Origin of the sequence: Pseudomonas sp. P8_241, from assembly GCF_034008315.1 — a bacterium.
GTDB lineage: Bacteria > Pseudomonadota > Gammaproteobacteria > Pseudomonadales > Pseudomonadaceae > Aquipseudomonas.
In genome coordinates, this window is sequence record NZ_CP125377.1 from 35964 (window position 1) to 56565 (window position 20602).

General features: G+C 60.2%; 22 protein-coding genes. 15 read left to right on the forward strand and 7 right to left on the reverse strand.

Annotated elements, in window-relative coordinates; all coding sequences use genetic code 11:
• Positions 1-36 precede the first annotated feature (36 nt).
• The 4 genes from rpoZ (at position 37) to QMK58_RS00200 (ending at position 3678) form a co-directional block, all read left to right on the forward strand.
• Positions 37-300, forward strand: a complete 264-nt coding sequence (gene rpoZ, locus QMK58_RS00185) for a DNA-directed RNA polymerase subunit omega (RefSeq protein ID WP_003177259.1) — start codon at positions 37-39, stop codon at positions 298-300.
• A 57-nt stretch (positions 301-357) separates the two neighbouring features.
• Positions 358-2463 (forward strand): bifunctional GTP diphosphokinase/guanosine-3',5'-bis pyrophosphate 3'-pyrophosphohydrolase, encoded by a 2106-nt coding sequence (gene spoT, locus QMK58_RS00190; protein ID WP_053163889.1) that lies wholly within the window; start codon positions 358-360, stop codon positions 2461-2463.
• Positions 2464-2489: 26 nt separating this feature from the next.
• Positions 2490-2870, forward strand: coding sequence for a RidA family protein (locus QMK58_RS00195; protein ID WP_003229509.1), 381 nt, complete (start codon positions 2490-2492; stop codon positions 2868-2870).
• 67 nt (positions 2871-2937) lie between these two features.
• Positions 2938-3678, forward strand: a complete 741-nt coding sequence (locus tag QMK58_RS00200) for a hypothetical protein (protein ID WP_320395732.1) — start codon at positions 2938-2940, stop codon at positions 3676-3678.
• Between the two features lie 131 nt (positions 3679-3809).
• Here QMK58_RS00200 and QMK58_RS00205 read toward each other — a convergent pair whose 3' ends face one another.
• Entirely contained in the window at positions 3810-4667 is an 858-nt protein-coding gene (locus tag QMK58_RS00205) for an SDR family oxidoreductase (RefSeq protein WP_320395733.1), read from the reverse strand.
• A gap of 190 nt (positions 4668-4857) precedes the next feature.
• On the opposite strand from QMK58_RS00205, the gene exbB reads away from it, so the two are divergent.
• The 6 genes from exbB to QMK58_RS00235 all read left to right on the forward strand — a co-directional run bounded on the left by exbB (position 4858) and on the right by QMK58_RS00235 (position 11699).
• Entirely contained in the window at positions 4858-5823 is a 966-nt protein-coding gene (exbB, locus tag QMK58_RS00210) for a tonB-system energizer ExbB (protein ID WP_053163895.1), read from the forward strand.
• 6 nt (positions 5824-5829) lie between these two features.
• Positions 5830-6258, forward strand: a complete 429-nt coding sequence (exbD, locus tag QMK58_RS00215) for a TonB system transport protein ExbD (protein WP_053163897.1) — start codon at positions 5830-5832, stop codon at positions 6256-6258.
• Positions 6255-7004, forward strand: a complete 750-nt coding sequence (locus tag QMK58_RS00220) for an energy transducer TonB (RefSeq protein ID WP_320395734.1) — start codon at positions 6255-6257, stop codon at positions 7002-7004. The genes exbD and QMK58_RS00220 overlap by 4 nt, the downstream gene beginning before the upstream one ends.
• Before the next feature lie 201 nt (positions 7005-7205).
• Positions 7206-8135, forward strand: coding sequence for a hydrogen peroxide-inducible genes activator (locus tag QMK58_RS00225; protein WP_053163901.1), 930 nt, complete (start codon positions 7206-7208; stop codon positions 8133-8135).
• Between the two features lie 9 nt (positions 8136-8144).
• Positions 8145-10220, forward strand: a complete 2076-nt coding sequence (gene recG / locus QMK58_RS00230; RefSeq protein WP_053163902.1) for an ATP-dependent DNA helicase RecG — start codon at positions 8145-8147, stop codon at positions 10218-10220.
• Positions 10221-10298: 78 nt separating this feature from the next.
• Positions 10299-11699: an aminoacyl-tRNA deacylase and HDOD domain-containing protein gene (locus tag QMK58_RS00235; RefSeq protein WP_320395735.1), complete on the forward strand. Its 1401-nt coding sequence runs from the start codon at positions 10299-10301 to the stop codon at positions 11697-11699.
• Positions 11700-11852: 153 nt separating this feature from the next.
• Here the strand turns inward: QMK58_RS00235 and QMK58_RS00240 are convergent, their stop codons facing one another.
• The 5 genes from QMK58_RS00240 to QMK58_RS00260 all read right to left on the reverse strand — a co-directional run bounded on the left by QMK58_RS00240 (position 11853) and on the right by QMK58_RS00260 (position 14832).
• The gene (locus QMK58_RS00240; RefSeq protein WP_053163904.1) at positions 11853-12224 is read right to left on the reverse strand and encodes a hypothetical protein; all 372 of its coding nucleotides are present in this window, start codon (positions 12222-12224) and stop codon (positions 11853-11855) included.
• A 191-nt stretch (positions 12225-12415) separates the two neighbouring features.
• Positions 12416-12778 (reverse strand): DUF6124 family protein, encoded by a 363-nt coding sequence (locus QMK58_RS00245; protein WP_320395736.1) that lies wholly within the window; start codon positions 12776-12778, stop codon positions 12416-12418.
• 247 nt (positions 12779-13025) lie between these two features.
• Positions 13026-13301: an HU family DNA-binding protein gene (locus QMK58_RS00250; protein ID WP_003195589.1), complete on the reverse strand. Its 276-nt coding sequence runs from the start codon at positions 13299-13301 to the stop codon at positions 13026-13028.
• A gap of 194 nt (positions 13302-13495) precedes the next feature.
• A complete protein-coding gene (locus tag QMK58_RS00255; protein WP_320395737.1) occupies positions 13496-14644 on the reverse strand; it encodes an NAD(P)/FAD-dependent oxidoreductase in 1149 nt (382 codons plus the stop codon).
• A gap of 20 nt (positions 14645-14664) precedes the next feature.
• Positions 14665-14832 (reverse strand): rubredoxin, encoded by a 168-nt coding sequence (locus tag QMK58_RS00260; protein WP_003437744.1) that lies wholly within the window; start codon positions 14830-14832, stop codon positions 14665-14667.
• 200 nt (positions 14833-15032) lie between these two features.
• Between QMK58_RS00260 and QMK58_RS00265 the strand changes: the two genes are divergently transcribed.
• A complete protein-coding gene (locus QMK58_RS00265; RefSeq protein ID WP_320395738.1) occupies positions 15033-15596 on the forward strand; it encodes a chorismate--pyruvate lyase family protein in 564 nt (187 codons plus the stop codon).
• Complete coding sequence (ubiA, locus tag QMK58_RS00270; protein WP_053163908.1) at positions 15596-16486, forward strand: 4-hydroxybenzoate octaprenyltransferase; 891 nt, start codon at positions 15596-15598, stop codon at positions 16484-16486. Before QMK58_RS00265 ends, ubiA begins: the two co-directional genes overlap by 1 nt.
• Before the next feature lie 58 nt (positions 16487-16544).
• On the opposite strand, the gene QMK58_RS00275 is transcribed toward ubiA, so the two are convergent.
• Positions 16545-16928, reverse strand: coding sequence for a hypothetical protein (locus QMK58_RS00275; RefSeq protein ID WP_053163911.1), 384 nt, complete (start codon positions 16926-16928; stop codon positions 16545-16547).
• Positions 16929-17080: 152 nt separating this feature from the next.
• Between QMK58_RS00275 and phoB the strand changes: the two genes are divergently transcribed.
• The 3 genes from phoB to QMK58_RS00290 all read left to right on the forward strand — a co-directional run bounded on the left by phoB (position 17081) and on the right by QMK58_RS00290 (position 20597).
• The gene (gene phoB / locus QMK58_RS00280; protein ID WP_003229608.1) at positions 17081-17770 is read left to right on the forward strand and encodes a phosphate regulon transcriptional regulator PhoB; all 690 of its coding nucleotides are present in this window, start codon (positions 17081-17083) and stop codon (positions 17768-17770) included.
• A 75-nt stretch (positions 17771-17845) separates the two neighbouring features.
• Positions 17846-19132 (forward strand): phosphate regulon sensor histidine kinase PhoR, encoded by a 1287-nt coding sequence (gene phoR / locus QMK58_RS00285; RefSeq protein ID WP_320396571.1) that lies wholly within the window; start codon positions 17846-17848, stop codon positions 19130-19132.
• Between the two features lie 124 nt (positions 19133-19256).
• A complete protein-coding gene (locus QMK58_RS00290) occupies positions 19257-20597 on the forward strand; it encodes a hemolysin family protein (protein WP_053163915.1) in 1341 nt (446 codons plus the stop codon).
• Positions 20598-20602 lie beyond the last annotated feature (5 nt).

Genomic DNA, 20602 nt, shown 5'->3' on the forward strand with positions numbered 1-20602 from the left:
GGCAGCGCGCATATTGCATTCGCTCCGAGGAATACCATGGCCCGCGTAACCGTTGAAGACTGCCTAGAACACGTGGAAAACCGCTTTGAGCTGGTCATGCTCTCTACCAAGCGTGCCCGTCAACTGGCCACCGGCGGCAAAGAGCCACTGGTCCAGTGGGAAAACGACAAGCCTACCGTTGTAGCCCTGCGTGAAATCGCGGAAGGCCTGATGAGCTACGAGTTCATCGCCAACGCCGAAATCGTCGAAGACGAACCGCTGTTCGCAGCGTTCGAGGACGAGTCCAACGAGGCCGTCTAAGCCTATGCCTGGTCGACGTAGCACGGCGCGGGATTACAGCTTGCGGCAGGAGACATCATGCCGAGCATAGACGCCCTCGCCGATCGCTTATCGACCTACCTCGGCAACGACCAGGTCAACCTGGTCCGCCGAGCGTATTTTTACGCCGAACAAGCCCACGACGGTCAACGCCGCCGTAGCGGTGAGGCGTACGTGACGCACCCACTCGCGGTGGCGAATATTCTTGCCGACATGCACATGGACCATCAAAGCCTGATGGCTGCGATGCTGCATGACGTGATCGAAGACACCGGCATTGCCAAGGAAGCGCTGCAAGCGCAGTTCGGCGAAACCGTGGCCGAACTGGTCGACGGGGTCAGCAAACTGACCCAGATGAACTTCGAGACCAAGGCCGAGGCACAAGCCGAAAACTTCCAGAAAATGGCCATGGCCATGGCCCGCGATATTCGCGTGATCCTGGTCAAGCTGGCCGACCGCCTGCACAACATGCGCACGCTGGAAGTGCTGTCCGGCGAAAAACGCCGGCGCATCGCCAAGGAAACCCTGGAAATCTATGCGCCCATCGCCAACCGGCTGGGCATGCACGCCATTCGCATAGAATTCGAAGACCTCGGCTTCAAGGCCATGCACCCGATGCGTTCCGCGCGGATCTACCAGGCCGTGAAACGCGCCCGGGGCAACCGCAAGGAAATCGTCAACAAGATCGAAGAGTCCCTCAGCCACTGCCTGGCCATCGATGGCATCCAGGGTGAGGTCAGCGGTCGTCAGAAACACCTCTACGGCATCTACAAGAAAATGCGCGGCAAGCGTCGGGCCTTCAACGAGATCATGGACGTGTACGCGTTCCGGATCATCGTCGACAAGGTCGACACCTGCTACCGCGTATTAGGCGCTGTTCATAATTTGTACAAACCGTTGCCGGGGCGTTTCAAGGATTACATCGCGATCCCCAAAGCCAACGGCTATCAGTCGCTGCACACCACGCTGTTCGGCATGCACGGTGTTCCGATCGAGATCCAGATCCGCACCCGCGAAATGGAAGAGATGGCCAACAATGGCATCGCGGCCCATTGGCTGTACAAATCCAGTGGCGACGAGCAGCCGAAAGGCACTCACGCCCGCGCCCGCCAGTGGGTCAAAGGCGTGCTGGAGATGCAGCAACGCGCCGGTAACTCGCTGGAATTCATCGAAAGCGTGAAGATTGACCTGTTCCCGGACGAGGTCTACGTATTCACGCCCAAAGGCCGGATCATGGAGCTACCCAAAGGCTCCACTGCGGTCGACTTCGCCTACGCGGTGCACACCGACGTGGGTAACAGCTGCATCGCCTGCCGGATCAACCGTCGTCTCGCGCCGCTGTCCGAACCGCTGCAAAGTGGTTCCACGGTCGAGATCGTCAGCGCCCCAGGCGCGCGGCCGAACCCGGCCTGGCTCAACTTTGTGGTTACCGGCAAGGCGCGCACGCACATCCGTCATGCGCTTAAACTGCAACGTCGCTCCGAGTCGGTCAGCCTCGGCGAACGCCTGCTGAACAAGGTCCTCAACGGTTTCGACAGCTCGCTGGAAAAAATCCCGGCCGAGCGCGTCAAGGCGATGCTCGCCGAGTACCGCCTGGAATTGATCGAAGACCTGCTCGAAGACATCGGCCTGGGCAACCGCATGGCCTATGTGGTGGCCCGCAGGCTGCTGGGCGAAGGCGAACAGTTGCCAAGCCCGGAAGGTCCGCTGGCGATTCGCGGCACCGAAGGCCTGGTGCTCAGCTACGCCAAGTGTTGCACGCCGATTCCAGGCGACCCGATTGTAGGGCACCTGTCTGCGGGTAAAGGCATGGTTGTGCACCTGGACAACTGCCGCAACATCACCGAAATCCGCCACAATCCGGAAAAATGCATCCAGCTCTCATGGGCCAAGGATGTCACCGGCGAATTCAACGTCGAGCTGCGCGTCGAACTGGAACACCAGCGCGGGCTGATCGCCTTGCTGGCCAGCAGCGTCAACGCGGCCGACGGCAATATCGAGAAAATCAGCATGGATGAACGCGATGGTCGCATCAGCGTGGTCCAACTGGTGGTCAGCGTGCACGACCGCGTGCACCTGGCCCGCGTGATCAAGAAACTGCGCGCCTTGACCGGGGTGATTCGAATCACCCGCATGCGCGCCTAAGCCCCCCTCATTACAAGGAGTCCTACATGACCAAGACTGTTATCACCAGCGACAAGGCCCCGGCCGCCATCGGTACTTACTCCCAGGCGATCAAGGCTGGCAACACCGTTTACATGTCCGGTCAGATCCCGCTGGATCCAAAAACCATGGAACTGGTTGAAGGCTTCGAAGCCCAGACCGTCCAGGTGTTCGAGAACCTCAAGGCCGTGGCTGAAGCTGCCGGCGGTTCGTTCAAGGACATCGTCAAGCTGAACATCTTCCTCACCGACCTGAGCCACTTCGCCAAGGTCAACGAGATCATGGGCAAATACTTCGACCAGCCATACCCAGCCCGCGCCGCCATCGGCGTTGCAGCCCTGCCAAAGGGTTCGCAGGTTGAGATGGATGCCATCCTGGTCATCGAGTAATGCGTACGGCGCAGCCCAGGGCTGCGCCGACTGCTCGGCTGTAAAGAAAGTCTGAAAGGATTCCACAATGCGCAATGCGCTTGCTCTCTCGCTGCTCGCCCTGTTTCTGGGCGGATGTGCCAGCGACCCTGCCGACCGCGATATCAGCGGTACCTGGATCAACCAGGTCGCGATCGACGCAGCAGCCAAAGGTGTTCCCTTGCGCGAAGCGCTCCAGGCCTATGGCCCTAACCTGGAATGGGACGTCAACACCAAGGCCGGCCAGGCCCGCTACACCAATGGTTTTGAGAATGTCGAAGGCAAGCTGCTGGGCGAACAGTCCGGCGCCTGGAAAGTCGATTTTTATGGCAGCTCGGCCAGTGAGCTGAAGCGGGACGGCAAACAACTGAGCCAGGCCGCCAGCGACAATGAGCCTGAGCAAATTTTCGACCGCGTACAGATCCAGGTACCCGAAGGCGCACCGATGGGTGCCAGCTTTGAACGAGCGCTGTATTCCGCTTACATGGGTGGCAGCTGGGCTATTGTCAGCGGCCCCGGTGAAGGCGGCAAGGTGAAATTCCAGGCTGACGGCCAGGTAACCGGCCTGCCGGGCAGTGATCGCTACGCCCTGTGCCTGGCCGGCGATTGTGCGTCCATGAGCGGCGGCAACGACAACATGTGGCTGCAACTCAACGGCCAAGGTAACGCCTGGATCTTTGCGCGCAAGGGTAAGGAGCTGGAGATTTTCCAGACCGTGAACACCGCGCAGGCAGACGAAATGCCTTCGTACACGCCGGGTGATCGCAAATGGTTACTGGAAAAGCAGTGATCCGAGCTTGAATTGAGCCCACTGTAGGAGCCGGCTTGCTGGCGAAAGGGTCGTTACATTCAACATCAATGTTGGTTGTGCGCCGCTTTCGCCAGCAAGCCGGCTCCTACAATGTGCGGGTTGTCAGGAAATCAGCAACGCCCCTCAAGAATCGCCGCATACCCCTCGCGAAAACTCGGATACGTCGGCGTCCAGCCCAACGCTTTTGACCGCGCATTGGTGCACCGCTTGCTTCCAGTTCGACGCACGCTGGCGTCATCGGCCCATTCCGTCACACCCAGATACTCCCGCAACCAGCCCACCACATCCGCCAGTGCGACTGGCGCGTCGTCGACACCTATATAGAAATCGTCCAGCGCCACGCCACGACGATCCGCCTCCAGCAAGCACGCCATCAATCCTGCGGCGTCGTCGGCGTGGATACGGTTGGCATACAACGGCGGATCGGTTACCACGCGATACCCCCGACGCACCTGTGTCAGCAGCCATTCGCGGCCCGGACCATAAATACCGGTCAAACGCACGACGCTGGCCGGGATACCGCTTTTAAGGGCGACCTGCTCGGCTTCGAGCATCACACGCCCTGAATAACTGCTGGCCACAGCCGGTGAAGTCTCGTCGACCCACTCACCTTCCTGCTGACCATAAACACTGCTGCTGGATACGAACAACAGGCGATTGGGCATTTGCCCGTAGTCGTTAAGCCACTCCAGCACATGCTCCAGACCCTGGACATAAGCCGCGCGGTAACCAGCCTCATCGTGATCGGTGGCCGCCGCGCAATACACCAGATAGTCCACCGCGCCAATCGGCCAAGTGGCCGGGCAATCCTTGTTGAACAAGTCACCGGCAACGCCGATGACCCGCTCAGGCAAGCGTGAAACGTCGCGCCGCAGGCCATGAACTTCCCACCCGGCGTTCAGCAATTGGGTGGCCAGACGGCTGCCGACATCACCGCAACCGGCGATCAAAACAGAAGGCGCGGACATCAAAAAACTCCCCTAGGAAACGGACAGACTAGCGCTGGCAATAGACGAGCGGCTAGCAATGCAGGAAAAAAAGATACTCTATTACTTTTGTTAACAAGAATTACTTGCAATAATACGCCCCACTTTTGTTCTCGGCCTTTCGAGGCCTGGAAGAACATCATCCGTTTTTTTCACTCAGGTCCGGCCCAGCATGACACGCAATCATTTCTCCGCTTCGCCAACCAATCGACCTCGCGCCTGGAGCGCGGTGGCCGCCCTGTTCCTCAGTCTGATGCTGGCGCCGGTCGCCGCTTTCGCTGATGCCCAGGCACCTGCCACTGCGCCAGCCGCTACCGCACCTGCTGCAGCCGATCACGCTGCTCCCGTTGCGACCGATCCAGCACAAGCCGTACCGGCAGACGCCCTGGGTGAAGACGTGCCGGAAGTCCTCGAAGCAGACAACACACTGGGCATGGCCCATGACCTGTCGCCTTGGGGCATGTACCAGAACGCCGACATCATCGTAAAAATCGTGATGATCGGTCTGGCCATCGCCTCGATCATCACCTGGACCATCTGGATCGCCAAGGGCTTCGAGCTGATTGGCGCCAAACGTCGTCTGCGCGGTGAAATCGCCCACCTGAAAAAAGCCGCCACCTTGAAAGAGGCCAGCGCTACCGCGGCCAAGGAAGGCACGCTTGCCAACCTGTTGGTCCACGACGCCCTTGAAGAAATGCGCCTCTCGGCCAGCAGCCGCGAAAAAGAAGGCATCAAGGAACGCGTCAGCTTCCGTCTTGAGCGCCTGGTCGCGGCTTGTGGTCGCAACATGAGCAGCGGTACCGGCGTACTCGCCACCATCGGCTCCACCGCGCCGTTTGTCGGCCTGTTCGGTACGGTATGGGGCATCATGAACAGCTTCATCGGCATCGCCAAAACCCAGACCACCAACCTCGCCGTCGTGGCCCCCGGCATCGCCGAAGCCCTGCTGGCCACAGCGTTGGGCCTGGTTGCAGCGATTCCCGCCGTTGTGATCTACAACGTTTTCGCCCGCTCCATCGCCGGTTACAAAGCCCAGGTGTCCGACGCATCGGCGCAGGTCCTGCTGCTGGTCAGCCGTGACCTCGACCACCAGCCTGAGCGCAGCAGCTCGCAACCGCACATGGTGAAAGTGGGGTAATCGGCCATGGGCCTGCATTTGAAAGAAGGGGCAGACGACGATCTGTCCGAAAACCACGAAATCAACGTCACGCCGTTCATCGACGTGATGCTGGTGCTGTTGATCATCTTCATGGTGGCGGCCCCGCTGGCCACCGTGGACATCAAGGTCGACCTGCCCGCGTCCACCGCCAAACCGGCGCCGCGGCCAGAAAAACCGGTGTTCCTCAGCGTCAAGGCTGACCAGCGCCTGTTCCTCGGTGAAGAGGAAGTGAAGGCCGAAGCACTCGGCGCCACCCTCGACGCCAGGACCCAAGGCAAGAAAGACACAACGATCTTCTTCCAGGCCGATAAAGGTGTGGATTACGGCGACCTGATGAGCGTGATGGATAACCTGCGCTCGGCCGGTTACCTGAAAGTGGGTCTGGTTGGACTCGAGACGGCAGCCAAGAAATGATCACGACGCGCCATAAGCTGACGCGTTACAGCGGTAGCCTGGCCGTGGTGCTGGGCGTTCACGCACTGGCCATCGCGCTGGCGCTGAATTGGTCTGCCCGCCCGCCCATCGAGCTGCCCCCCCAGGCAATGATGGTCGAACTGGCACCCGTTCCCGCCCCGCCACCGCCGGCACCGCCCAAAGTCGTCACGCCTCCGCAGCCACCGGCTCCGGTTGAAGAACTGCCGATACCCAAGCTTGCCGAAGCGCCGAAAGCCGAAATTGCCGTGCCCAAGCCGGTCAAGCCCAAGCCCAAGCCGCAGCCACCCAAGCCGGTAGAAAAAAAACCCGAGCCGCCGAAGGAAAAACCGTCTGAAGAAAAACCTGCCGAAACCCAGCAGACTCAAGCTCCGACGGAGAAGTCCGCTCAGCCTGCTCCAGGCCCTTCGCCCGCTCAACTGGCGGCCAAAGCCAGCTGGCAAGGCACGCTGCTGGCACACTTGCAGAAGTACAAAAAGTACCCTGCCAGTGCACAGGCGCGGGGCAAGGAAGGCATGAACCGTCTGCGTTTCGTGGTCGACGGGGAAGGGAATGTGTTGTCGTTTGAATTGGTCGGCGCCTCAGGTACTGCGGATCTGGACCGAGCGACCCTGGAAATGATCCGTCGTGCCCAACCGCTGCCCAAGCCGCCGGCCGACATGTTGACCAACGGCTCGATCGAAATCGTTGCACCGTTTGTGTACTCGCTGGAAAAACGCCGGCGGTAAACATCGAATCCTGAAGGAGCTGACTTGCCAGTTCCTACAGGGGATTCATTTGCACAAGAAAAGGCACCGAAAGGTGCCTTTTTGCCTATCTGCCAGCGGCAAACCGGCATTGCCCGGTGTCACTTGACGCATTCAGTCTGATAACGTGCGTCTATCGATTGCAGCCGTTATGCTTGGCGTGCAACTTCATGGACGCTTGCTATGACCCTCACAGAATTACGCTACATCGTTACCCTCGCCCAAGAGCAGCATTTCGGCCATGCGGCCGAGCGTTGCCACGTCAGCCAGCCGACTCTGTCGGTGGGCGTGAAAAAGCTTGAAGACGAACTCGGTGTGCTGATTTTCGAGCGCAGCAAAAGCGCTGTGCGCCTGACCCCGGTCGGCGAAGGCATCGTGGCCCAGGCGCAAAAAGTGCTGGAGCAGGCCCAAGGCATCCGCGAACTGGCCCAAGCCGGCAAGAACCAGCTGACCGCTCCGCTGAAAGTCGGCGCGATCTACACGGTTGGCCCCTATCTGTTCCCACACCTGATTCCACAACTGCACCGGGTCGCCCCGCAGATGCCGTTGTACATCGAAGAAAACTTCACCCACGTGCTGCGCGACAAACTGCGCAACGGCGAGCTCGATGCAATTATCATCGCCCTGCCGTTCAACGAAGCTGACGTGTTGACCTTGCAGCTCTACGACGAGCCGTTCTATGTCCTCATGCCGGCCCAACACCCGTGGACACAAAAAGAATCCATCGACGCCAGTCTGCTCAACGACAAGAGCCTGCTGCTGCTCGGCGAAGGCCACTGCTTCCGCGATCAGGTGCTCGAAGCCTGCCCGACCCTTGCCAAAGGCAGCGACGGCGCCAAACACACTACCGTGGAATCCAGCTCCCTGGAGACCATCCGTCACATGGTGGCCTCCGGTCTTGGCATCTCGATCCTGCCGTTGTCGGCGGTCGACAGCCATCACTACGCCCCCGGCGTGATCGAAGTGCGCCCGCTCTCGGCACCGGTGCCGTTCCGAACCGTAGCGATTGCATGGCGCGCAAGCTTCCCGCGCCCGAAGGCGATTGAAATCCTCGCTGACTCCATTCGCCTGTGTTCGGTGGCCAAGCCAGCGGCACCGGTCGCTGCCGGTTAAGCCGTTGTTATGACGGAGTTGTCGCAAGTGTCGGTGACGGCACTCAAGGGTGTCGGCGAGGCCATGGCCGAGAAGTTGGCCAAAGTCGGCCTGGAGAATCTTCAGGACGTACTGTTTCACCTGCCGCTGCGCTATCAGGATCGCACCCGCGTGGTGCCGATCGGCCACTTGCGACCGGGGCAAGACGCCGTCGTCGAAGGCACCGTCAGCGGTGCCGATGTGGTCATGGGTCGGCGCCGCAGTCTTGTCGTGCGCTTGCAGGACGGCACCGGCGGGCTCAGCCTGCGCTTCTACCATTTCAGCAACGCGCAGAAAGAAGGCCTCAAACGCGGTACGCGGGTTCGCTGCTACGGCGAGGCCCGGCCCGGCGCTTCGGGGCTTGAAATCTACCACCCGGAATACCGCGCCATCACCGGCGACGAGCCACCGCCCGTGGATGAAACCCTGACCCCGGTCTACCCACTGACCGAAGGCCTGACCCAACAACGCCTGCGCCAGTTGTGCATGCAGACCCTCACCCTGCTCGGCCCCAGCAGCCTGCCCGACTGGCTGCCCAAAGAGCTGGCCCGGGACTATCAATTGGCGCCGCTGGCCGACGCGATCCGCTACCTGCACAACCCACCCGCCGATGCCGACGTGGATGAACTGGCGCTCGGTCATCATTGGGCGCAACACCGCCTGGCTTTCGAGGAACTGCTGACCCATCAACTGTCACAGCAGCGCCTGCGCGAAAGCATGCGCTCCCTGCGGGCACCCGCCATGCCCAAAGCCACCCGACTGCCAGCCAAATACCTGGCGAATCTCGGCTTTGAACCAACCGGTGCCCAGCAAAGGGTGGGCAACGAAATTGCCTACGACCTGAGCCAGCACGAGCCAATGCTGCGGCTGATTCAAGGCGACGTCGGCGCGGGTAAAACCGTGGTCGCCGCCCTTGCCGCGCTCCAGGCTCTGGAGGCCGGTTATCAAGTCGCGCTGATGGCGCCCACCGAGATCCTCGCCGAGCAGCACTACATCACCTTCAAACGCTGGCTCGAACCGCTGGGCATCGAAGTCGCATGGCTGGCCGGCAAGCTCAAGGGCAAGAACCGCATTGCCGCGCTGGAGCAAATTGCCAGCGGCACGCCGATGGTGGTCGGCACCCACGCACTGTTCCAGGACGAAGTGCAGTTCAAGAATCTGGCATTGGCGATCATCGATGAGCAACACCGTTTCGGTGTGCAACAGCGGTTGGCGTTGCGGCAAAAAGGCGTTGGAGGACGCATGTGTCCGCACCAGTTGATCATGACCGCCACCCCGATCCCGCGCACGTTGGCGATGAGCGCCTACGCCGATCTCGACACTTCGATCCTCGACGAATTACCGCCCGGCCGAACCCCGGTCAATACCGTACTGATCACCGACACCCGACGCGTCGAAGTTATCGAACGGGTCCGCGGTGCGTGTGCCGAAGGACGTCAGGCGTACTGGGTGTGCACACTGATTGAAGAGTCCGAAGAGCTGACCTGCCAAGCAGCAGAAACCACTTACGAAGACCTCACTGCCGCACTCGGCGAGCTGAAGGTCGGGTTGATCCATGGCCGCATGAAGCCCGTCGAAAAAGCTGCGGTGATGGCCGAATTCAAGGCCGGTAACCTGCAACTGCTGGTCGCTACCACCGTGATCGAAGTCGGCGTGGATGTGCCCAACGCCAGCCTGATGATCATTGAAAATCCGGAACGTCTGGGCCTGGCGCAGCTGCACCAGTTGCGCGGCCGCGTCGGCCGGGGCAGCGCGGCCAGCCATTGCGTGCTGCTCTACCATCCTCCGCTGTCGCAGATCGGCCGTCAGCGGCTGGGCATCATGCGCGAAACCAACGACGGATTTGTCATCGCCGAAAAAGACCTCGAACTGCGCGGCCCCGGCGAAATGCTCGGCACTCGGCAAACCGGTTTGCTGCAATTCAAAGTCGCCGACCTGATGCGCGACGCCGACTTGCTGCCCGCCGTGCGCGACGCCGCACAAGCCTTGCTGGAGCGCTGGCCGGACCACGTCAGCCCGCTACTCGACCGCTGGTTACGGCATGGGCAGCAATACGGCCAAGTGTGAGCACCGTCTCAGTTTCTGAAGCATCGCGCTAATCAAGCTGGTTATACTCCCGCCATTGTTTTAGTCCGGATACAGACCATGACCGAAGTTGCCCTCGCACCCGCTTCCCCGCACGCTCCGTCGGTCATTCGGCTGATGCTGGACAAGCTAGGCATCGCTTACGAAGAAGTGCTGGATCACCACGGCCTCAACGCCGCGCGCAAGATCCAGTCCGTGCTGCTCGATGACAGCGTTGGCACGCTGATGGTGTTGTTTGCGCAAAACCAGCTGCTGGACCTCAATCGTCTGACCGAACTCACCGGGCGCCGCCTCACTGCCGTTTCCAACGAGCGCCTGGTGAAGATGCTGGGCAAGCACAACCTCAGCCTGCTGCCGGGCCTGCCGGCACTGACCAGTGCGCCATGCCTGTACGACGAAAGCCTGCTGCGCGAACCGAAGTTACTGGTCAACTCGGGTGAGCCGGGCGTGTTGCTGGAAATCGCCAGCGAAGACTTCAAGACCATGCTGACCAAGGCCAGCGCCGCCAACTTCGGCGAAAACCTGACCTGCATTCGACCGAACCTCGACCGTCCGGGTGACGATCGCCAGGAAATCACCCAGGCTGTTCAAGCGTTCACCGCGCGACGCATCCAGCAGCGTCTGGAAGCGACCATCGAAATCCCTCCGCTGGCCGAAACCGCGCAAAAAATCATCAAACTGCGTGTTGACCCCAACGCCACCATCGACGACATCACCGGCGTGGTCGAAACCGACCCGGCTTTGGCGGCACAAGTAGTGAGCTGGGCGGCGTCGCCGTACTACGCCTCGCCGGGCAAGATTCGTTCGGTAGAAGATGCCATTGTGCGTGTGCTCGGTTTCGATCTGGTGATTAACCTCGCGCTGGGCCTGGCCCTGGGCAAAACCCTGAGCCTGCCCAAGGACCAGCCGCAACACTCCACACCGTACTGGCAGCAATCGATCTACACCGCCGCCGTCATCGAAGGCCTGACCCGCGCCATGCCACGCGCCCAGCGCCCGGAAGCCGGCCTGACCTACCTGGCAGGCCTGCTGCACAACTTCGGCTACTTGCTGCTGGCCCACGTGTTCCCGCCGCACTTCTCGCTGATCTGCCGCCACCTGGAGGTCAACCCGCACCTGTGCCACAGCTTTATCGAGCAACACCTGCTGGGCATCAGCCGTGAGCAGATCGGCTCGTGGCTGATGCGCCATTGGGACATGCCCGAGGAATTGGCCACCGCCCTGCGCTTCCAGCACGATGCCAACTACGACGGTGACTATGCCGAGTACCCGAATCTGGTGTGCCTGTCGTTGCGACTGCTGCGAAGCCGAGGCATCGGCTCCGGCCCGGACGAAGACATACCCGACGCCCTGCTCGAACGCCTGGGCCTGACCCGCAGCAAAGCCGAAGACGTCGTCAGCAAAGTGCTGGAAGCCGAAGTGCTGCTGCGTGAACTCGCTTCGCAATTCAGCCAGGGCTGAAAAGCATCGCGGGCAAGCCCGCTCATACAGGATTCAGGTAATCCTTTTAGGAGCAGGCTTGCCCGCGAAATCGTCAACGATGACGCGCATATCCTGGATAAACGTGGCGCGCTTGATCTCTTCGTCGGAACGCCGCCCAAAGCAAGCTCGGGCCTACGCCTTCTTCGGTTTCAAATACTTGGTCAAGCCCTGGAACCAGATCACCAGCGCCGGATTGCCCTTGATCTGAATCGACTTGTCCTGAATCCCCGTCATGAACGCCAGCTGCTTGTTTTTCGCCTGCATCGTGGCAAAGCCGTACGCGGCGTCTTTGAAGGCAATCGCGAACGCAGGCTCGGCATGTACACCGGACTGACTGGTGATGCGTTGACCCTTCACACGAAAGTGCCGCGCCACCTTGCCGTCCAGGGTCTGCAGTTGAAACACCAGGTCTTTGTCCCCCAACTGCTGCTGAAACGCCGGATTGGACCGGCTTGCCCTCCCCATCAACAAACCCAGCATCCACAGCAGAAAACGAAATTTCATCTGTACAGCCTCAAAAGTAAAATGAACGGCCCGGGCAGTGTATCGACTTCGGACAATAACTCCAGTATCGCGTTGCGTTAGCGGAAGATGTCCGACAATTACCCCATGATGACTACCAAGTCATGATTTTTTCATTTCACTTTTCAAGCGAAGTCTGAAGAACATTGATGGGACGCCCCCCCCTATGAACCTTACGGTTTATGAACATTGTCCAACACTCGATTTACCGCGAGCTCACCCAGCATGAGTACCTGCTGAAGGGCTAACATGGTATTTCGATGCACGCCCTCCAATACCCCGGCAAATTCACTCGCCATCACACTTGCTGACGCTAATGACTCGCAGGCATGGGCTAGTAGCGTTTCATTGTCGACGTCAGGTGCAACAACAAAAATTGAGCTCGGCGCATGCACGGTGGCCATGACAGTTGTCGGCTTCAAGTAGTAGTCCAACGCACGGTCGACCGCGTCCTGCGGTTTCTTTGAAGAAGTGGATGCGTATGCAATGCCGCTTTCGGACTCTGATCCAGCGCCTGAGTGGGTGACATAGGGCATGGTGTATCTCCGTGAGAAGTTGGAGTTATCACGCTAACCTCCGCGCTTCCGACGGCCAACCCTAAAAAGTTGTCAGATGCTTCCTCAAATTTTCTGATGTTTTCATCACGTGAATACGCACTTCCCACACCGAACACACAAAAATCAACAGGCCGTTGTTTAAAGCCAGAAACAAAAATGGGCACCCAACCTGGTTGGCGTGCCCATTTTTAATGCCGTCTCGCAAGACGCGAGAGGTAGATATCATTTACGGATTGACGCTGTCCTTCAACGATTTGCCTGGCTTGAACGCTACGGTGTTGCTGGCCTTGATTTTGACGGGTTCACCGGTTTGCGGGTTTTTGCCGGTGCGGGCACCGCGGTGGCGTTGCAGGAAGGTGCCGAAGCCCACCAGCGTTACGCTGTCTTTGCGGTGCAGGGCGCCGGTGATTTCTTCCAGCACGGCGTTGAGAACGCGGTTGGCTTGTTCTTTGGTGAGGTCTGCTTTTTCAGCAATGGCGGCGGCGAGATCTGGTTTACGCATGTGAGTGAAGCCCCTTTGACGGTTTGTTGTTGTTATGTCCGTGCTGCTCTCTGCGGAGCAGCGCCCAAAGCGCCGCAGGTGCTCTACTCTGCGGCAGACGGGAGTGAGGATGGCACGCAGTGAGGCCCCGCGCCAGTATCGGCGCGGCCATTGTTGGGGCAAAAGGGGGGTGATTCCGACAGAACGACCAGTATTTACGCCAACAGAGCCGGAAGCTCTTTGTTCAGGGCCAGTTTTTCCATCACGGCCGCGCCCGTCAGGGCATAACCGAGCAGTTTGCCCGAGGCATCGCGGCATAAAACCTTGATGTCGGTACCCTGCCCTTCGACGGTCCAAATACCTTCTGCGCCCCGTGGTGGCGGGGAAACCACCAACGGGCACACCGGGGTTTTCACGGTGATTGGCATCGGGCCATAGGTCACAGCGGTCGGGCTGCCGGCGAGGGTCTGGGCCAGCGCCCGGGCACAGCTCATCAGGGGCATGACGTACAGCAGGTTCAGGCCGTCGACTTCGGCGCAGTCCCCCAATGCGTAAATGTTGGCGTGGGAGGATTGCAGGTGGCGGTCGACCACCACCCCGCGATTGACCTGCAAGCCCGCCGCTGCAGCCAGGTCGATGCGTGGGCGCAGGCCAATGGCCGAGACCACCACGTCGCAGGGGATCACCTGGCCGTCGGACAGGTGCGCTTCCAGGCCGTCCGCCACTTTTTGCAGGCGATTGAGCACCGGGCCGAGGTGGAAACGTGCGCCAAGGCTTTCGAGGCCAGCCTGCACGGCGGCGGCGGCGGCCGGGTGCAGCAGGGTCGGCATGACTTGTTCGCACGGGGCGACCAGTTGCACTTCGTAGCCACCCAAGGTCAGGTCGTTGGCGAATTCGCAGCCGATCAGGCCGGCACCGAGCAGCAAGACACGGCGTTTGCCGGCCGCTGCGGCGCGAAAACGGGCGTAGTCCTCGAGGTCGTTGATCGGGAACACGCAATCGGCAGCGTCGCCTTCAATCGGAACGCGCACGGTTTCGGCGCCCCAAGCCAGGATCAGGTCGCGGTAGATCACCGCTTCTTCGCCGATCCACAGGCGCTTGTGGCCCGGGTCGATGCCGCTGATGCGCGTGTGGGTGCGCACTTCGGCCTTCAGTTGCTCGGCCATGGCGCCGGGTTCGGCCATGCTCAGGCCATCGGCGTCTTTGTTTTTGCCAAAACCGGTGGAGAGCATCGGCTTGGAGTAAGAGCGGCCGTCATCGGCGGTAATCAGCAGCAGCGGGGTTTCGCTATCGAGTTTGCGAAACTCGCGGGCCACGTTGTAGCCAGCGAGCCCGGTGCCAACGATTACGACAGGTGCGTTCATTCCCAACTCCCAATGTTTGATTAGTTGATTTCGATCATTTCGAAATCCATTTTGCCCACGCCGCAGTCCGGGCACAGCCAGTCTTCGGGCACGTCCTGCCACAAAGTGCCAGGCGCAATGCCGTCATCCGGCCAGCCGTCGGCTTCGTTGTAGATCAGGCCGCAGACGATACATTGCCACTTTTTCATTCAGGTACTTCCTCAGGTTTCAGGCGTTTTGCCGGCGCGGACGGTCGATGGTTGAAGCGCTGCCGTCCGGCTCAGCGCGTTTTGTACTGATCGAGCCCGGTAGATGCAAGCCTGTTCGGCGCAACGGCGGGCCGTTGAATCAATATCGGTGGCTGACATGGTAAGCTCGCCGCCTCATTTGCTGCCAACAATGACTCATTGTGCATCACACAGACTCCCCCTCCCCGGCCCCGCTCTGGCTCTCCCGCAGCCGATTGGCGCCCCTGCCCGACGCCCCCATTCTGGACTGGCTTTTTGACAAAGGCTCGCTGACCCGACGCCTTATTCACCTGTCGAATGATGCCTTCAGCGTCACGCCGTTGTTCGAAGGCTGGCAGCCGCTGCGCACCGATGAATGCGCTGCGCTGGACCTGGCCGAAGGCAGTGAAGGCTGGGTGCGCGAGGTGTATTTGCGTGGTCATGGCGAAACGTGGGTGTTCGCCCGCAGCGTGGCATCACGCAGTGCCTTGCAAGGCGACGGCTTGCACATGGACGAACTGGGCAGCCGTTCGCTGGGTGAGTTGCTGTTTTGCGACCGGGCGTTCCAGCGCCAGGCCATTGAGGTTTGCCATTACCCGCAAGCGTGGTTGCCGAGCGACGTGCGGGCACCTGAATTATGGGGCCGCCGTTCGCGTTTCGATCGGGGTGCGTTGAGCATCCTGGTGGCTGAAATATTCCTGCCGACCCTGTGGAACGCCGCCGGCGTCCAACCGGAGAACCGTTGATGTACCAGAGCCTGCTCAAGTCCCTGAACCGCTTGAATCCACGGGCCTGGGATTTCATTCAGTTGACCCGCATGGACAAGCCGATCGGCATTTACCTGCTGCTGTGGCCGACGCTGTGGGCGTTGTGGATTGCGGGCAAGGGCTCGCCTTCATTGGCGAACATCGTGATTTTCGTCCTCGGCGTGGTGCTGACCCGCGCAGGCGGTTGCGTGATCAACGACTGGGCCGACCGCAAGGTCGATGGCCACGTGAAACGCACCGAGCAGCGCCCGCTGGTGAGCGGCAAGATCAGCTCCAAAGAAGCGCTGGTGTTCTTTGCGCTGCTGATGGGCGTGAGTTTCCTGCTGGTGCTGTGCACCAACGCTGCCACGATCTGGCTGTCGCTGGGCGGGCTGGCGCTGGCGTTCAGTTACCCGTTCATGAAGCGCTACACCTATTACCCGCAAGTGGTGCTGGGCGCGGCGTTTTCCTGGGGCATGCCGATGGCGTTCACCGCAGAAACCGGTGAATTGCCGGCTGTCGCTTGGTTGCTGTGGATCGCCAACCTGATGTGGACGGTGGGTTACGACACGTACTACGCGATGACCGACCGCGATGACGACCTGAAGATCGGGGTGAAATCCACCGCGATTCTGTTTGGCGACGCGGACCGGGCGATCATCCTGACCTTGCAAGGTTTGGCGCTGGGCTGCCTGTTGCTGGCGGGGTCGAAGTTCGACCTTGGCGGCTGGTTCCACCTCGGCTTGCTGACGGCGGCGGGCTGCTTTGCGTGGGAGTTCTGGTACACCCGCGACAAGGACCGGATGCGTTGCTTCAAGGCGTTTTTGCACAACCATTGGGCGGGGTTGGCGATTTTTGTCGGGATTGTGCTGGATTATGCCTTGCGGTGACCGTTGAAAAGATCGCAGCCTGCGGCAGCTCCTACGAAAGCTGCGATCATTGTTGGATTTACATATGCTCGCGGACGACGTGCCAGACGTCTTTCATCTTGTCGCCCGTCATGTCCCCGGGCGCTTTGTCCTTGACGAAGTAGTACAGCGGTTTGCCACCGTAAGCCCACTGCATCGTCCCGTCGTCACGGGTGATGACTGTCCATTTACCTTCAGGCTTGGCGCCCGCTTCGGCTTTCAGCGGTGGCCAGTTTTCTGCGCATTGCCCGGTGCACACCGACTTGCCACCCGTGTCCTTGTCGAAGGTGTACAAGGTCATGCCTTTATGGTCGGTCATCATGCCGTCTTTCATCATCGCCGGTTCGGCAGCAAAGGCCATCGAAGGCAAGAGCAGCGCGGCCGCCAGTAGCAACGCTTTGAAGGAATGCGAGTGTTGTGTCATGGAAACCTTCCTTTTGTGGTTGTCAGGATTCGGACTTAGAGCTTAGTCCAGGATCCAGCCAATCGCCGGGTGTCTAAAATACTGTCACACGACTGCAATAATTCCGTTATCTAATGCGGCACAAGACAGTTAAATGACAAGAGGATTAAGGCATGGTTGGCAGGAGCATTCTGATCGTCGACGACGAAGCGCCCATTCGCGAAATGATCGCCGTTGCGTTGGAAATGGCCGGCTATGACTGCCTGGAGGCTGAAAACTCTCAGCAAGCCCACGCCATTATCGTCGACCGTAAACCGGACCTGATCCTGCTAGACTGGATGCTGCCCGGCACCTCCGGCATCGAGCTGGCCCGTCGTCTCAAGCGCGATGAGCTGACCGGGGATATTCCGATCATCATGCTCACCGCCAAGGGCGAAGAGGACAACAAGATCCAGGGCCTGGAAGTCGGCGCCGACGACTACATCACCAAGCCGTTTTCTCCGCGAGAACTGGTGGCGCGCCTCAAGGCCGTGCTGCGCCGCGCCGGTCCGACCGATGGCGAAGCCCCGATCGAAGTCGGCGGCCTGCTGCTGGACCCGATCAGCCACCGCGTGACCATCGATGGCCGTCCTGCGGAAATGGGCCCGACCGAATACCGCCTGCTGCAATTCTTCATGACCCATCAGGAGCGCGCTTACACCCGTGGCCAGTTGCTTGATCAGGTCTGGGGCGGCAACGTCTACGTTGAAGAGCGAACCGTCGACGTGCACATCCGCCGTCTTCGCAAAGCCCTCGGCGATGCTTACGAAAATCTGGTACAAACCGTGCGCGGCACTGGCTATCGGTTCTCGACCAAGGCCTGATCCAACCGCCAGACTCGCTGACAAGGACGCAAATTTTCCGTGAACCAAAACTGGCATGGCACCCTGATTCGCCACATGCTGCTGCTGGTCACCGCCTGCCTGGTGATCGGCCTGATCACCGGCTATTACGGCTGGAGCCTCGCCGCAGGCCTGGGTCTTTACCTGGCCTGGACCCTCAAACAATTGCTGCGCCTGCACGAATGGCTGCGCCTGCATAAACCCGATGAAGCGCCACCTGACGGCTACGGTTTGTGGGGCGAAGTGTTCGACAGCATCTATCACCTGCAGCGCCGCGACCAACGCGTACGGGGGCGTCTGCAAGCGGTGATCGAGCGCGTTCAGGAGTCCACCGCCGCGCTGAAAGATGCGGTGATCATGCTCGATACCGACGGCAATCTGGAATGGTGGAACCGCGCCGCTGAAACGTTGCTGGGCCTCAAGACCCCGCAAGACAGCGGTCAGCCAGTGACCAACCTGGTGCGCCACCCGCGCTTCAAGGAGTATTTCGAGCAGGACAATTACGCCGAACCGCTGGAGATTCCTTCACCGACCAACGATCGCGTGCGCATTCAGCTGTACATCACCCGCTACGGCAACAACGAGCACCTGATGCTGGTGCGCGACGTCACGCGCATCCATCAGCTGGAACAGATGCGCAAAGACTTCATTGCCAACGTTTCCCATGAACTGCGCACACCGTTGACGGTGATCTGCGGCTATCTGGAAACCCTGCTCGACAACGTCGAGGACGTGAACCCGCGCTGGAGCCGTGCCTTGCAGCAAATGCAGCAACAGGGCGGGCGCATGCAAACGCTGCTCAACGACTTGTTGCTGCTGGCCAAACTGGAAGCCACCGATTACCCGTCGGACAACCAACCGGTGCCCATCGACAGTTTGCTGCAATCGATCAAGGGCGATGCCCAGCAGCTCTCGGGGCACAAAAACCAGCGCATCACCCTGGAAGCCGATCCGACAATACTGCTCAAGGGCAGCGAAGCCGAATTGCGCAGCGCGTTTTCCAACCTGGTGTTCAACGCGGTGAAGTACACCCCGGCCGAAGGCAGTATCCGCATTCGCTGGTGGGGCGATGACCAGGGCGCACATCTGAGCGTGCAAGACTCAGGAATCGGCATCGACATTAAACACTTGCCGCGCCTGACCGAACGCTTCTATCGCGTTGATTCCAGCCGTAACTCCAATACCGGCGGCACCGGCCTGGGGTTGGCGATCGTGAAACACGTTTTGTTACGACACCGGGCGCGGATGGAAATCAGCAGCGTACCCGGCCACGGCAGCACCTTTACCTGCCATTTTGCACCGGCCCAGGTCACTCAAACACGGGCCATCAGCGCCACGGATTGATACCGGCCAGCACGCGCCACTAGGCAATTGCCAAGTCAGCCGCTACATTGGCTGACTTGTGCCTGCCTTTCAGGCACGACTTTTCCTTTCCTTTCGAATTACACGGAACCCGCAAAACTCCATCATGGACCCTTCCCCTGGCTTTACCCTCGCTACAATTTTCGCCGACTTCGGCATGATTCTTTTTGCTTTGATCCTGGTTTTGCTCAACGGATTCTTCGTTGCGGCGGAATTTGCCATGGTCAAACTGCGCTCGACCCGGGTCGAAGCCATCGCTGAACAGAACGGCTGGCGCGGGCACATCCTGCGCACCGTGCACAACCAGCTCGATGCCTACCTGTCGGCCTGTCAGCTGGGTATTACCCTGGCGTCCCTGGGTCTTGGCTGGGTCGGTGAGCCGGCCTTCGCGCACATTCTTGAGCCGTTGCTGAGCGCCGTCGGCGTCGAGTCGGCCGAGATTGTCAAGGGCGTGTCGTTCTTCACCGCGTTCTTCATCATTTCGTACCTGCACATCGTGGTCGGCGAACTGGCTCCGAAATCCTGGGCCATCCGCAAACCCGAATTGCTGTCGCTGTGGACCGCCGTGCCGCTGTACCTGTTTTACTGGGCCATGTACCCAGCGATTTACCTGCTCAATGCCAGCGCCAACACCATTTTGCGCATCGCCGGCCAGGGTGAACCCGGCCCGCATCACGAGCATCACTACAGCCGTGAAGAACTGAAACTGATCCTGCACTCCAGCCGTGGCCAGGACCCCAGCGACCAAGGCATGCGTGTGCTGGCTTCGGCAGTGGAAATGGGCGAACTGGAAGTGGTCGACTGGGCCAACTCCCGCGAAGACCTGGTGACCCTGGAATTCAACGCACCGCTCAAGGAAATCCTGGCGATGTTCCGTCGCCACAAGTTCAGCCGTTATCCGGTGTACGACAGCGAGCGCCAGGAGTTTGTCGGCCTGCTGCACATCAAGGACCTGCTGCTTGAGTTAGCGGCCCTGGACCACATCCCGGAGTCGTTCAACCTCGCCGAACTGACCCGCCCGCTGGAGCGCGTGTCGCGGCACATGCCGCTGTCACAGTTGCTAGAGCAATTCCGCAAGGGCGGTTCGCACTTCGCCGTGGTCGAAGAGGCCGACGGCAACATCATCGGCTACCTGACCATGGAAGATGTGCTTGAAGTGCTGGTCGGCGACATCCAGGACGAGCACCGCAAGGCCGAACGCGGCATTCTTGCGTATCAACCAGGCAAGCTGCTGGTCCGGGGCGATACGCCGCTGTTCAAGGTTGAGCGCCTGTTGGGCATCGACCTCGACCACGTGGAAGCAGAAACGCTTGCCGGGCTGGTCTATGAGAGCCTCAAGCGGGTGCCGGAAGAGGAAGAAGTGCTGGAAGTCGAAGGTCTGCGCATCATCATCAAGAAAATGAAAGGGCCGAAGATTGTGCTGGCCAAGGTGTTGATGCTGGATTGACGTCT